Genomic DNA, 14631 nt, shown 5'->3' on the forward strand with positions numbered 1-14631 from the left:
ACGGCGTGGACTACCAGGGTATCTAATCCTGTTTGCTCCCCACGCTTTCGCGCCTCAGTGTCAGTTACAGACCAGACAGTCGCCTTCGCCACTGGTGTTCCTCCAAATCTCTACGCATTTCACCGCTACACTTGGAATTCCACTATCCTCTTCTGCACTCAAGTTCCCCAGTTTCCAATGACCCTCCACGGTTGAGCCGTGGGCTTTCACATCAGACTTAAGAAACCACCTGCGCGCGCTTTACGCCCAATAAATCCGGACAACGCTTGCCACCTACGTATTACCGCGGCTGCTGGCACGTAGTTAGCCGTGGCTTTCTAATAAGGTACCGTCAAGGTACGTTCATTTCCTAACGTACTTGTTCTTCCCTTACAACAGAGTTTTACGATCCGAAAACCTTCATCACTCACGCGGCGTTGCTCCATCAGACTTTCGTCCATTGTGGAAGATTCCCTACTGCTGCCTCCCGTAGGAGTTTGGGCCGTGTCTCAGTCCCAATGTGGCCGATCACCCTCTCAGGTCGGCTATGCATCGTTGCCTTGGTAGGCCGTTACCCCACCAACTAGCTAATGCACCGCGGGCCCATCCTACAGTGACGCCGAAGCGCCTTTCAACTTCAAAACATGTGATTCGAAGGATTATCCGGTATTAGCCCAGGTTTCCCTGAGTTATCCCGATCTGTAGGGCAGGTTGCCCACGTGTTACTCACCCGTCCGCCGCTAAATCAGAGAAGCAAGCTTCTCGTCATTCGCTCGACTTGCATGTATTAGGCACGCCGCCAGCGTTCGTCCTGAGCCAGGATCAAACTCTCCATAAAAGTAGTTTGAAAGCTCATTTGCTTTGCTAGCGTTATCTTTTGATAACAATTGCTTATTCACTTAATGTGATAAGACTTGTTTGTGATTATCTTCTTGCTTGTTTAGTTTTCAAGGTTCATGTTGTTTCGTCGTCATCTTAACGACTTAATCATTATATCACGATAACTTCTTAGAAGTCAACAACTTTTTAAAAAAAGTTTTTTGTGTCAGTTAGTATTTCTTAACTGGACAACTTCTTAATTATATAACAATAATTCATTGAAGTCAATTGCTTTTTTAAAATATTTTTATAACTGTTTTCCAACAGCAACTTTTATATAATATAATACTTTTTTATAAAGTGCAAGTTTTTTTATGAAATTAACTTTAGATTTTAAAAATACACCTTAGACTTACTGTCTGTGGTGTATTTCCAAAGTGTTTCTTCTATATATGAACTCGGTGAATAAATATGTTTCTTTTTAAACTCAAATCAATAATCTCGCCGCTATGTTCAATTTTAACAGTAGGTCGTGTAATTAAATTATTATTTGTATAAACAATCGTTCCGATTAATCCATTAGACAGTTCCACTACTGTACCTAAAGGTAAATCTGCTACTGACGCCAATAAGGCCTGAACGACATCTATACGATACTTACCAAATGCTGATTCTCTAATGACTTCTACTACTTTAAACACAGACTCTTTAGGTTTGTATAAACGTTCGCTAGTCATTGCATGAAATACATCTGCGATTGCAATAATATGAGCTACCTGTGTAATTGAATCACCTTTGACTCGATTAGGATAACCACTTCCGTCTAATTTTTCATGATGTTGAAAAATTGCGAGCTTCATTTCTTGTTTTAAAATCGGTATATCTTTTACCATCTTCAGACTATGAAGTGGATGATTCATGATTTCTTTAAATTCAAATTCATTTAAAGCACCCGGTTTCATTCGAATTCTCTTACTAATCTTCGCCATACCACAATCAGCTAACAAGGCAGCTGTTGCAATTTGTAGAACATCGCCTTTGTTATATTTCATCTTATTCGCAATAACAGCTGCTACTAAAGCTACTGCTACTGAATGATGGTAAATATATTCTCTAGAATCCGCATAATCATTCAATGTGAAGATTTTTGTGCGATCTGTAATCATCTCATCAATTAGCGGCATGACAATATCTCGTGCTTTAACGATATCTACTTTAGAGCCTGCTTCCCAGTTAGAAAATTCAGATTTAAATTTTTGCACACTTGTTTTAAGTTTTTTCTCAAAGTTCTGCTCATCTGTTTTAAAAATTTCTTTTGTATATACTACTTCTTTTTTAGATTCAATTGATTGTTTTGATATTGGAATCATCGATATATTGAACGCTTGAAAGACCATCAACATGTCACGGTCTACTCTTGTATCCTTATATGCGATTGGATACTGTGTGTTCGCTAAAATATCTTCTGCTAATACACTACCTAATTTTATTTCATCTAAATTAATTTTTACTGTATCCAACTCACTGCCTCCTCATTCTATTTTATAAAAAATCAATTCACATATTTTCCACTAAATAGTCTACTTTCATTAAATATACACCTAATTTTTATGTGTTCCAATATAAAAAGAAGAAATCACGCATATTAACGTGATTTCTTCTAAGTCTAACAACTATTCTTCTTCTGTAGATTCTTCTTCAACAATTTCGGATTCTTCTTCAGATGGATCTTCTTTTTCTACTTTCGCAACAGTCGCAACAAATTCTTCATCGGCTAAACGAATTAAACGAACACCTTGTGTACTACGTCCAATTTGAGAAATATCATTTACATCCATACGAATTAACATACCGTTAATTGTGATCAGCATAATATCTTCTTCACCTGTAACTGCTTTAACTGCCACTACCGGACCATTTTTATCTGTAATTTGACATGTTTTAATTCCAACGCCACCGCGAGTTTGTAAACGATATTCTTCTTCTGAAGTACGTTTTCCATAACCTTTTTCTGTAACAACAAGAATCTCTTGACCTTCTTCTAAGATTTCCATGCCGACTACATAGTCATCGTCACGTAAACGAATACCACGAACACCAGCTGCATTTCGTCCCATCGCACGAATATCTTGTTCTTTAAAACGAACTAACATCCCTTGATGTGTTCCGATAATAATTTCTTTTGTACCGTCTGTTAAACGCACTGAGATTAATTCATCATCTTCACGTAAAGAAATAGCAATCAAACCGTTAGTACGAATGTTTGCAAAGTTTGATAATGATGTACGCTTCGTTACACCTGTTTTTGTTGTGAAAATAAAGTAAGCATCTTCTTCATATGAAGGAACGCGAATCATCGCTGTTACTTTTTCATCTTTATCCACATTTAACAGATTCACAATCGGTAAACCTTTTGCTGTACGTCCAAACTCAGGGATTTCGTATCCCTTCGCTTTAAACGTTTTACCTTTTGAAGTGAAGAATAGAATTGTATCATGCGTTGAAGCATACATTAAATGTTCTACAAAATCATCTTCATTCGTTCCCATACCTTGAACACCGCGTCCACCGCGTCGTTGGCTGCGGTATGTATTAGCTGGTAAACGTTTAATATAACCGTTGTGTGTAAGTGTTAATACTGAATTTTCTCTTGGAATTAAATCTTCATCTTCAATCATATTCGCGCCACCAGCAATAATTTCTGTACGACGTGCATCATTGAAGCGTTCTTTTACTTCTGTTAATTCTTCATGAATAATCGCAATGATTTTTCCTTCATTTGCTAAAATTTCTTTTAATTCCGCGATTAGAGCTAATAAACCATTGTATTCTTCTTCAATTTTATCGCGTTCTAAACCTGTTAAACGTTGTAATCGCATATCCAGAATTGCTTGTGCTTGTCTTTCACTTAATGAATATTGCTCACCTAGCGCTCGCTTCGCTTCATCTGCTGTTTGTGAACTACGAATTAATTGAATGATTGCATCGATATGGTCTAGCGCAATACGAAGTCCTTCTAGGATATGTGCGCGATCTTCAGCTTTCTTCAATTCAAATTCTGTACGACGACGAATTACCTCTTTTTGATGCTCTAGATAATGATAAAGTGCTTCTTTTAAACTTAATGTTTGAGGCTGTCCATTTACTAAAGCTAGCATATTAATACCAAAGCTCGATTGCATCGCTGTTTGTTTATATAAATTATTCAAAACAACATTTGCATTTGCATCTCTACGTACATCGATCACAATACGCATACCATTACGATCCGATTCATCTCGAATATTCGTAATGCCATCAATTTTTTTATCACGAACTAATTCAGCAATTTTCTCAATTAATCGCGCTTTATTTACTTGGTAAGGAAGTTCATTCACAATGATTACTTCTTTACCACTTGTTTTTTGTTCAATTTCAACTTTTGAACGGACAACAATTGATCCGCGTCCTGTTTCATAAGCACGACGAATTCCACTACGCCCAAGAATAAGACCACCTGTAGGGAAGTCTGGTCCTGGAATGATCTCCATTAATTCTTCTGTCGTAATTGCAGGATTTTCAGATACTGCTAAAACGCCATCAATCACTTCACCAAGTTGGTGAGGAGGGATATTTGTCGCCATACCTACAGCAATACCTGATGTTCCATTCACAAGTAAATTAGGATAACGCGCTGGTAATACAACCGGTTCACGTTCATTCCCATCGTAGTTATCTTTATAATCAATTGTATTTTTTATTAATGTCACGCAACATCTCCATTGCGATTTTTGACATACGCGATTCTGTATAACGCATCGCTGCGGCACCGTCACCATCAATTTGAACCAAAGTTACCATGCCCATCTACAAGCATGTAACGGTAACTGAAATCCTGTGCCATACGTACCATTGCTTCATAAATAGATGAGTCACCATGTGGGTGATACTTACCCATAACATCCCCAACAATACGTGCAGATTTTTTATATGGTTTATCCGATGTACTACCTAGCTCTTGCATTCCATATAAAATACGTCTTTGAACTGGCTTCAATCCATCACGCACATCTGGTAATGCACGTGAAACGATTACGCTCATAGCATAATCTAAAAATGCTGTTTTAACTGTTTTAGTAATATTGACTCCTTTTACGCCGGAGTGATTTTCTTCAGACAAAACGTAAACCTCCTTTCAAAAACCTTACTTAAATATCTAAATCTGCATATACTGCATTCTCATTAATAAATTGACGACGTGGTTCTACATCATCACCCATTAATTGTTCAAATGCTTGATCTGCTTCAATTGTATCATCTAATTCAACTTGTAATAATACACGATGTTCTGGATCCATGGTTGTATCCCACAGTTGCTCTGCATTCATCTCACCAAGACCTTTATAACGTTGTGTCATTGGTTTTGGTTGACTTGGTAAACGATTTAAAATTTCTTGTAATTCCGCATCGCTATAACAGTATTCTAAATGCTTACCTTGTTTCACTTGATAAAGTGGTGGTTGTGCGATATACACATAACCTGCTTCAATCAATGGGCGCATGAAACGGAAGAAGAATGTTAATAGTAATGTACGGATATGCGCACCATCAACATCGGCATCTGTCATAATAACGATTTTATGATAACGCGCTTTTTCTAAATTAAATTCTTCACCAATACCTGTACCGATGGCTGTAATCATCGCACGAATTTCCTCGTTTGATAAGATACGATCTAAACGTGCTTTTTCAACGTTTAAAATTTTACCTTTCAGCGGTAAAATTGCTTGGAAATGACGATCACGTCCAGATTTTGCAGACCCACCTGCAGAGTCACCCTCTACAATATAAATCTCACAGTCAGCTGGATTACGAGATGAACAATCAGCAAGCTTACCAGGAAGGCTTGAAAATTCTAAGGCTGATTTACGACGTGTCATTTCACGTGCTTTTTTAGCAGCTACGCGCGCACGAGAGGCAATTAAACCTTTGTCGATAATTGTACGTGCTACATTTGGATTTTCTAATAAAAAACGTTCGAAGCGTTCTGAGAATAATGAATTCGTAATCGTACTAACTTCCGAGTTACCTAATTTTGTTTTTGTTTGACCTTCAAATTGTGGATCAGGATGTTTAATTGAAACAATCGCAACTAACCCTTCTCGTACATCTTCACCTGTAAGGTTCGCATCATTTTCTTTTATTAGATTATTTTTACGTCCATAATCATTAATCACACGTGTTAAGGCAGTTTTAAAACCTGATTCATGTGTTCCACCCTCATACGTATTGATATTATTAGCAAAAGAGAAAATATTGGATGCAAAGCCATCATTATATTGCATTGCAATCTCTACAGAAATGCCGTCCTTTTCACCTTTCAAATCAATCGCTGGGTGAAGTGGATCTTTGTTCTCATTGATATGTTCTACATATGATTTGATACCGCCTTCGTAGTGGAACTCATCACGACGTTCGCTATCTGGTCGTTCATCAATAATAATCATCGTAATACCACGATTTAAGTATGCTAATTCTCGAATACGATGCGCTAAAATATCATATTCATATACAGTTGTTTCTTTGAAAATTTCTGGGTCTGCTTTAAAACGCGTTGTTGTACCATTATGATTTGTCTCACCAATCACTTTTAGCTCTTGTACAACTTGACCACGTTCAAAGATGATTTCATGGATTTTTTCATCACGATGAACTTGTACGCTTGTTTCGACAGATAGTGCATTTACTACTGAAGCACCTACACCGTGTAAACCGCCCGAAACTTTATAACCGCCACCGCCAAATTTACCACCTGCATGTAGTACTGTCATAATAACTTCTACAGCTGGCTTACCAACTTTTTCTTGTATATCAACTGGAATACCACGACCATTATCCTCTACGCGTATCCAATTATCTTTTTCAATTGCAACAGTAATCGTGTCACAGTAACCTGCTAAAGCTTCGTCAATACTGTTATCCACAATTTCCCACACTAAATGATGAAGACCTTTAGAACTGGTAGATCCAATGTACATACCTGGTCTTTTACGAACAGCTTCCAATCCTTCTAAAACCTGAATCTGCTCGGCATCATATGAAGCTGGATTTTTCTCTTCTAACGTCATAACTTGTTCCACCTACTCTTTCATATAACATTTAGATGTCTTTTGATTTGATAAGGTTCTGTAAATACTGTTACTCAGAATCTACAGAACCTTGTTTCACGTGAAACAATTTTGCTTCACGTATTGTATTGTGGTCAATGCCATCTACACTCGTTGTTGTAACAAATGTTTGTACATCGCCATGTATTGTGTTTAATAAATGGGATTGGCGATAATCATCTAATTCAGATAAAACATCATCCAATAATAAAATTGGCGCTTCTCCCACTTCTTGTTTAATTAATTCAATCTCAGCTAACTTTAAAGAAAGTGCTGTTGTACGTTGTTGACCTTGTGAACCATATACTTGTACATCATAATCATTTACCATAAATTGTAAATCATCACGGTGCGGACCAAGTAATGTAACACCACGCTCAAGCTCTCGATTTTTTTGTTCTTTTAATTTAGCTAATAGATGTTCTTCCATAGCTGTCGAATCCCAAGAAGCTTCTAATCCACTTACAGCTTTATAGTGAATTTCTAACTTTTCTTTTTCCCTTGAGATTCCAAAATGAATAGGCGCAGCCCACTCTTGTAATAATTCCATGAATTCAAAACGTTTACGAATAACCTTCACTGCAGCGGCAACATATTGTTCAGTGAAAATATCAAAACTTAAATCATCTAAATTTCGTTTTCCCTGATTTTTTTTCAAAATGTGATTACGTTGTTTTAATATTTTTTGAAAACTAGATAAATCATGTAAGTAAGTCGGCGAAATCTGACCAATCTCCATATCTAAAAAACGCCTGCGTAACTGTGGACTTCCTTTGACGACATTTAAATCTTCAGGAGCAAACATGACTACATTCATTTGTCCAATATATTCGCTTAATTTACTTTGATTGAGGTGATTTGCTTTCGCTTTTTTACCTTTTTTGGAGATTGTAAGTTCTAGAGGAAGTTTTCCATATCGTTTTTGAATGTCTCCCTCTATTTTACCATACTCAGCGCCCCACTGGATTAATTCTTTATCATTCGATGTTCGATGTGATTTTGCCATCGCTAAAACATAGATTGCTTCCATGACATTCGTTTTACCTTGTGCATTTTCACCGATAAAGATATTAATCGTTTTAGAAAAATTTAATTCAAAAGAATTGTAATTTCGGTAATCATGTAATTTTAAGCGTTCAATATACATGCATTATTCCTCAAGAAATGCATCTTTCACAATAAATTTCCCTACCTCAGGTAACTCCACAATATCTTCGTGTCTTAATTTTCTTCCTCGGCGATTTTCTAACTCATCATTCACAAATACATCATTCTCAGCAAGGTACCATTTTGCTTGGCCTCCAGAACTAATAATGTCGACCATTTTTAAAAATTGACCTAATGTTACATATTCAGTGTCTATTACGATTTCGTTCACAGTTTTCATCCTTTTCATAACGATTCTTTATCTTTCTATTATACCGAATTTTGAGCAATAAGTAAAAATAGGTATTAAAAAAGCGAATTTAGCACCTGGTACTAAATTCGCTTGGGAAATAATTCACACTGTTGCTATTTTAAAATATTAATACGTACGCACAGGTAAAATCAGCTGTAGAATCGAGTCGTCATGAATTGAACGAATGATAAACGGACGCATCGCACCAGTGAATTGAATGATTACATCTTGACCATCGATTGATTTTAGAGCATCCATCATATATTTCGCACTAAATGAAATACGCAATTCATCACCCGTTAATTCTTGTACTTGAATTTCTTCTTCAACTTTACCAATCTCAGGTGAATTTGAAGAAATTTCGATTTGGTTTTGATCTAAAGTTGAAAAACGAACAACATTATTGCGTTCTTCACGTGCTAAAAGTGATGCACGATCGATTGCTTGTAATAATTCTTTACCGTTAATTTGTACAGTAGTTTGATATGTTTCTGGGATTAAGCGATTTGTATCAGGATAATTCCCCTCTAATAAACGTGAGAAGAAAAGAACATCTTCAGTTTTGAATAGGACTTGTTGATTTGTCATATAGATATTCACAGGTGTAGATGAATCTGAAAGAATTTTGCTTAATTCAGTTAAACTCTTCCCTGGGATAACAACACTTTCCACATCTTTTGGTAAGTTATCCAGTGTGACAATTCTACGTGCTAAACGATGGCTGTCTGTTGCAACGCAAATAAGCCCTTCTTCTGTAACTTTCCAATTTACTCCTGTTAATACAGGACGCGATTCACTTGTTGAAACTGCAAATACTGTTTCACGAATAATCGATTTTAATAAATCCCCAGGAATTGAAATTTGATTTTCTTCACTTACTTCTGGAAGCATTGGATATTCATTTGGTTCTAATCCGATTAAGTGGAAATCTGATTTACCAGAACGAATACGCGTTTGATAATTTTCAGTTACTTCAATTTCAACTTCATTTGTTGGTAATTTACGAATAATTTCGTTAAACATACGAGCTTGTAAAACAATTGAACCTGTTTCATCAATTTGAATTAATTGTTGACCGTCTTTTTCAGTTGGAATAAATGTTTGAATTGTAATATCTGCATCACTACCTGTTAAACGAATACCTTCTGTAGATACATCGATTTTAATACCTGTTAAAATTGGAATTGTTGTTTTTGAACTTACAGCTTTCATTACATCATTTAGTGCATTTAATAATTGATCTCTTACTATGTTGAATTTCATGTAAATAACCTCTCTTTATATATTATTAATTAATATTATTTTTAATAGTTTAAGTAATAGGGGGTGTGGATTCTGTGGATAACCCACCTCGTACGAATAAAATCAGTCTATCTGCTTGTAGATAGACTGTGTATAAGTGTGTGGTTAAAAATCTAATTTATCCACAAGCTAATTACTTAACTTGGTTTTAATCTGTTTAATATCATCTTGTAAAATTGCGTCTGTTTTTAATAAGGATGTAATTTTTTCATGTGCGTGAATTACAGTTGTATGATCACGCCCACCAAATTCTTCACCTATTTTTGGTAGTGAGGAGTCTGTCATTTCTCGTGATAAATACATAGCTACTTGACGAGGAAAAGCAATTGATTTTGTTCTCTTTTTAGCAGAAAAATCTTCAAGTTTAATACCATAGTGTTCCCCAACAGTCTTTTGAATATCCAAAATGGATAAAATTTTTGGAGTTGTTGAAGGCATAATGCTTTTTAAAGCTTCAGCAGCTAATTCAGCTGTTAAAGGTTGATTTAGTAAGTTTGAATAAGCAACAACTCGTGTTAAAGCACCCTCTAACTCTCGAATGTTCGAATCAATTTGACTTGCAATATAACTCATTACATCATCTGAAATTTGTAAACCATCTGCATCAGCTTTTTTTCTTAATATGGCAATACGTGTTTCTAAATCAGGTGGACCAATATCGATAATCAATCCCCATTCAAAACGAGAACGTAAACGATCTTCTAATGTTGGAATTTCTTTCGGTTGGCGGTCACTTGAAATAATAATTTGTTTAGACTCTTCATGTAGGGTATTAAATGTATGGAAGAACTCTTCTTGAGTAGATTCTTTTCCAGCTAAAAACTGGATATCATCAATTAATAACACATCTACTTTTCGGTATTTATTACGAAAGGCCTCCGTATTATTATCACGAATTGAATTAATAAATTCATTTGTGAATTTCTCCGAAGATAAATAAACTACTTTCGCATTTGGATCATGTTCTAGCACATAATGACCAATTGCATGCATTAAATGCGTTTTTCCTAAACCTACCCCTCCATGTAAAAACAAAGGGTTATAAGCTTTTGCCGGTGCTTCAGCTACAGCTAATGATGCAGCGTGTGCAAAGCGATTTCCTGGTCCGATTACAAATGTATCAAATGTATTTTTTGTATTTAACATTGCTGGAGAGTGATCATTTGCAACGACAGGTAACTCTTTTTTCTTACGTTTAGTTGATGGTTGAAAATCATCATCTGCTACTTCAGTAAAATGAATATCCAATGACGAACCCGTTAATTTTTTAACAATCCCTTGAATTGTAGTTACATAATTTTTAGCTAACCATTCTTTTGAAAATGAGTTTTCAGCTGAAACAACGAGTTGATCATCTTCATATGCAATTAATTCAGTTGATTTAAGCCAAGTATCAAAGCTTGGTTTCGATATGATTTTTTTGGCCTCATGTAACACCTGACTCCAAAAATGTTTTAGTTCTTCTTGGTTCAAAATCGTCTCTCCTTTCAATTAATTTTTATGTAAATAAAAGCGCAATGTTTAATATACATGAAAATAGAATTATACACAATAGCAACAACCTGTGGATAAGTGTTGTTAAGAGGTTGCAAATAACTTTATCCACAGGTTGTGGAAAATTGTGGATAAATAGAATTAAGGGAAAAATTGTATACAAACATTTCAACAAAATGGAAGTTCTTTAATGATTGATATATCAGTATTTAAAGCACTTATCCACAGAAATAATTTATTGTTCGAATAACTTTATCCACAGGGTATTAATTTGTGAAAAACTTGTAGATAATGCCTGTGGATAAAAAATATCTGAAAATTTTTAGTCACAAGCCTTCTGTATAACCAAAATGAGATTTGTGGATAAATTTCATTTGTTATTCAGTAATGAAAATCAGGGTATTTTTGAAGCAGACTTTTTGGGATCCGTATTGACAAACTATTTATAAAAACGCTATAATGTGCAAGACTGTCTGTAGCATTTATAAATGGACTTTAGACTTTCAACAGGAGGTGTATTACACAATGAAACGCACATACCAACCAAAAAAACGTAAACATAGCAAAGTGCATGGTTTCCGTGCTCGTATGAGTTCTAAAAACGGTCGTCGCGTATTAGCAGCTCGTCGTCGTAAAGGTAGAAAAGTATTATCAGCATAAGCAAGTCCACTGACCAACATCAGTGGTCTTTTTCTTTTGAGAGGTTCGTGTCAATTTTTGGCACGGACACCTCTATTCAATAATTGTTGAGCAGGTGAACGATGAAAAAAAGTCGTAGAGTGAAGTCAGAACATGACTTTCAAAAAGTATTTCGAAGAGGTAAATCTTTTGCGAATCGTCAATTTGTTGTTTACGGTTTAGCAAAAGAAGAGCAAGAACAGTTTCGTATCGGTTTATCTGTGAGTAAGAAGTTAGGGAATGCCGTAACACGAAACCAAATTAAACGTTATATCCGACAAAGCTTTCACGAGCTAGATTTTGAGTTACGTCAAGATATGGATTACGTCATTATCGCCAGAAAACCGGCGGCCACAATGAATTTTGAAGAAGTAAAAAAGAGTTTAGAACATGTTTTAAAAATCTCTAAATTTTTGAAGAGAACTACTAGAGTTAAGCAGAATAAGCATGATAAAATAGAGAAAATGAATTGACTCGCAGGGGCGATCACTAAAAAGATTTCTACATTACTTCATCCTGCGAACAACAGGAGGGGCCCAATTGAAAGAATCGATCCAAGTCGCGAAAACAGTGGAAGAAGCTGTTGCGAATGCTTTGAAAAAACTTGATTTGACCCATGACCAAGTAGAAATAGAAATTTTACAGGAGCCTAAAAAGGGTTTTTTAGGCATTGGTGCGCGCGATGCACATGTTCATGTAAAAGAGAAATTAATATTGGTTGAACCAGAAATTGAAGAAGTAGAAAATGATGAAGCTCATCCACAAACTGTAGATAACCCTGTGGAAAAAGAAGAAGTTCAAATAAAGCATGATGACACCCGTGCAATTGAAGAAGCAAAAACGTATATTGAGTCTATCGTAAAGCAAATGGATATCCATGATTTGCAAATGGATGTTATACAAAAGCAGAAAACAATTCATATTCAATTATCAAGCGAGAAAGCAGCACTGTTAATTGGAAAACGAGGTCAAACATTGAACTCACTTCAACTAGTTGCACAGTTAGTTGTACAAAAATATGCAACGCGTTACCTTACTTTAGAATTAGATGTGGAAAACTATCGCCAAAAGCGTAGAGAAGCATTAATTGAATTGGCACATCGTTTAGCTGATCAAGCTGTATCCACAGGTAAACGTATTGATTTAGAACCAATGCCATCTAGTGAAAGAAAAATTATTCATCATTCGTTAGCGAGACGTTTGGATGTGGATACTTTTTCTGAAGGTGACGCGAACCGTCGCCATTTAGTAATTGAACCGATTCGCTCATAAGTATTAAAGGATTGTGAAAGAGTCCTTCTCACGTTTTTACGGAGAAGGACTCTTTATTTTTTGAAGTAATATGAGTGTAGTGAAAAAAGAATTTATGTTAACATATATCATTAGTGAATTACGGAAAATTAGATCCAAGGAGGATTCAAAAGATGTTTGAATTTGATACAATTGCGGCAATTTCTACGCCACCAGGAGAAGGGGCGATTGCGATTGTACGCATTAGTGGTGAAGAGGCATTTGCAATTGCTGATCGTGTATTTCATTCCCCGAGTGGAAAAAGTTTGATGGAAGCACCATCTCACACAATTCATTATGGTCATTTAAAAGAAGTGGATAGTGGACAAGTTGTGGAAGAAGTCATGGTTTCAATTATGAAGGGGCCAAAAACTTTTACACGTGAGGATGTAGTTGAGATTAACTGTCATGGTGGTCTCGTTACTGTGAATCGTGTACTTCAACTTATTTTACGAAACGGTGCACGCATGGCTGAACCAGGCGAATTTACAAAACGCGCATTTTTAAATGGGCGAATTGATTTATCTCAAGCAGAAGCAGTAATGGATTTAATTCGTGCGAAAACAGATCGCGCGATGAATGTAGCTTTAGGACAGATGGACGGAAAATTGTCTCGTTTGATTACACAGTTACGCCAAGCACTAATCGAAGTGTTGGCACAAGTTGAAGTAAATATTGATTATCCAGAATATGATGATGTGGAAGAAATGACAATTCCACTCATGCTTGAAAAATCAAATTGGGTAAAAGGTGAAATCGAAAAGTTATTACAAACTTCTTCACAAGGTAAGATTTTACGTGAAGGTTTATCCACAGTTATTTTAGGACGTCCAAATGTGGGGAAATCATCACTTTTAAATAGTTTAGTACAAGAAAATAAAGCAATTGTAACAGATGTTGCCGGAACAACTCGTGATATCATTGAAGAGTATGTCAATGTTCGTGGTGTGCCACTTCGTCTTGTGGATACAGCAGGTATTCGCGAAACAGAAGATATTGTAGAACGTATTGGTGTAGAACGTTCACGCCAAGTATTACATGAAGCAGATCTCATTTTATTTGTTGTAAATTATAATCAAGCATTAACAGACGAAGATTTACGTCTTTTCGAAACAATTCAAGATATGAATTATATTGTCGTTGTAAATAAAACAGATTTAGAACAAAATATCGATTTAGATCAAGTGAAGACTTTAGCGAAGGATCGTCGTGTGATTACAACATCTATTTTAAATGAAGAAGGTGTAGACGCTTTAGAGGAAGCAATTTCTTCGATGTTCTTTGAAGGTTCAATTGATGCCGGAGATGCTACGTATGTATCGAATTCACGTCATATTGCGTTACTGCATCAAGCATTAGATCGTATCACAGATGCGATTAATGCAGCAGAGGCAGATGTGCCTGTGGATATGATTCAAATTGATGTAACACGTACATGGGAAATCCTTGGAGAAATTATCGGCGATACAATGCAAGAAAGTTTATTAAATCAGTTATTCTCACAATTCTGTTTAGGAAAATAAA

Annotated in this window: 10 protein-coding genes, 1 rRNA gene and 1 pseudogene (1 of these 12 only partly in view); 4 read left to right on the forward strand and 8 right to left on the reverse strand. The window is 35.8% G+C overall.

Annotated elements, in window-relative coordinates; all coding sequences use genetic code 11:
- From ASO14_RS14255 to dnaA, 8 genes and pseudogenes are all read right to left on the reverse strand, one after another.
- Nucleotides 1-817 (reverse strand): 16S ribosomal RNA (locus ASO14_RS14255); it reaches 731 nt to the left of the window's first position.
- A 427-nt stretch (nucleotides 818-1244) separates the two neighbouring features.
- Complete coding sequence (locus tag ASO14_RS14260) at nucleotides 1245-2318, reverse strand: HD-GYP domain-containing protein (RefSeq protein ID WP_068456848.1); 1074 nt, start codon at nucleotides 2316-2318, stop codon at nucleotides 1245-1247.
- Between the two features lie 153 nt (nucleotides 2319-2471).
- Nucleotides 2472-4957 (reverse strand): annotated as a pseudogene (gyrA, locus tag ASO14_RS14265) (DNA gyrase subunit A).
- 28 nt (nucleotides 4958-4985) lie between these two features.
- Nucleotides 4986-6905, reverse strand: coding sequence for a DNA topoisomerase (ATP-hydrolyzing) subunit B (gene gyrB / locus ASO14_RS14270; protein ID WP_068456851.1), 1920 nt, complete (start codon nucleotides 6903-6905; stop codon nucleotides 4986-4988).
- 70 nt (nucleotides 6906-6975) lie between these two features.
- Nucleotides 6976-8091, reverse strand: a complete 1116-nt coding sequence (gene recF / locus ASO14_RS14275) for a DNA replication/repair protein RecF (protein ID WP_068456853.1) — start codon at nucleotides 8089-8091, stop codon at nucleotides 6976-6978.
- Nucleotides 8092-8094: 3 nt separating this feature from the next.
- Nucleotides 8095-8322 (reverse strand): S4 domain-containing protein YaaA, encoded by a 228-nt coding sequence (gene yaaA / locus ASO14_RS14280; protein ID WP_068456856.1) that lies wholly within the window; start codon nucleotides 8320-8322, stop codon nucleotides 8095-8097.
- 147 nt (nucleotides 8323-8469) lie between these two features.
- Nucleotides 8470-9606: a DNA polymerase III subunit beta gene (gene dnaN, locus ASO14_RS14285; protein WP_068456860.1), complete on the reverse strand. Its 1137-nt coding sequence runs from the start codon at nucleotides 9604-9606 to the stop codon at nucleotides 8470-8472.
- A 168-nt stretch (nucleotides 9607-9774) separates the two neighbouring features.
- The gene (dnaA, locus tag ASO14_RS14290) at nucleotides 9775-11118 is read right to left on the reverse strand and encodes a chromosomal replication initiator protein DnaA (protein ID WP_068456863.1); all 1344 of its coding nucleotides are present in this window, start codon (nucleotides 11116-11118) and stop codon (nucleotides 9775-9777) included.
- Nucleotides 11119-11664: 546 nt separating this feature from the next.
- Here dnaA and rpmH point away from each other — a divergent pair.
- The 4 genes from rpmH to mnmE all read left to right on the forward strand — a co-directional run bounded on the left by rpmH (nucleotide 11665) and on the right by mnmE (nucleotide 14630).
- The gene (gene rpmH, locus ASO14_RS14295; RefSeq protein ID WP_036200974.1) at nucleotides 11665-11799 is read left to right on the forward strand and encodes a 50S ribosomal protein L34; all 135 of its coding nucleotides are present in this window, start codon (nucleotides 11665-11667) and stop codon (nucleotides 11797-11799) included.
- Between the two features lie 101 nt (nucleotides 11800-11900).
- On the forward strand, nucleotides 11901-12290 hold the full coding sequence (gene rnpA / locus ASO14_RS14300; protein ID WP_068456865.1) for a ribonuclease P protein component: 390 nt from the start codon (nucleotides 11901-11903) through the stop codon (nucleotides 12288-12290).
- Nucleotides 12291-12357: 67 nt separating this feature from the next.
- On the forward strand, nucleotides 12358-13089 hold the full coding sequence (jag, locus tag ASO14_RS14305) for an RNA-binding cell elongation regulator Jag/EloR (RefSeq protein ID WP_068456868.1): 732 nt from the start codon (nucleotides 12358-12360) through the stop codon (nucleotides 13087-13089).
- Between the two features lie 152 nt (nucleotides 13090-13241).
- Nucleotides 13242-14630 (forward strand): tRNA uridine-5-carboxymethylaminomethyl(34) synthesis GTPase MnmE, encoded by a 1389-nt coding sequence (gene mnmE, locus ASO14_RS14310; protein WP_068456871.1) that lies wholly within the window; start codon nucleotides 13242-13244, stop codon nucleotides 14628-14630.
- Nucleotide 14631 lies beyond the last annotated feature (1 nt).

It is taken from the genome of Kurthia sp. 11kri321 (assembly GCF_001534765.1).
GTDB classification, from domain to species: Bacteria; Bacillota; Bacilli; order Bacillales_A; family Planococcaceae; genus Kurthia; species Kurthia gibsonii.

What these genes read in the sequence shown, in the direction of transcription:
- mnmE (WP_068456871.1), top strand. Translation starts at nt 13,242, where the DNA reads ATGTTTGAATTTGATACAATTGCGGCAATTTCTACGCCACCAGGAGAA.
- rpmH (WP_036200974.1), top strand. Translation starts at nt 11,665, where the DNA reads ATGAAACGCACATACCAACCAAAAAAACGTAAACATAGCAAAGTGCAT.
- recF (WP_068456853.1), bottom strand. Translation starts at nt 8,091, where the DNA reads ATGTATATTGAACGCTTAAAATTACATGATTACCGAAATTACAATTCT.
- gyrB (WP_068456851.1), bottom strand. Translation starts at nt 6,905, where the DNA reads ATGACGTTAGAAGAGAAAAATCCAGCTTCATATGATGCCGAGCAGATT.
- rnpA (WP_068456865.1), top strand. Translation starts at nt 11,901, where the DNA reads ATGAAAAAAAGTCGTAGAGTGAAGTCAGAACATGACTTTCAAAAAGTA.
- dnaN (WP_068456860.1), bottom strand. Translation starts at nt 9,606, where the DNA reads ATGAAATTCAACATAGTAAGAGATCAATTATTAAATGCACTAAATGAT.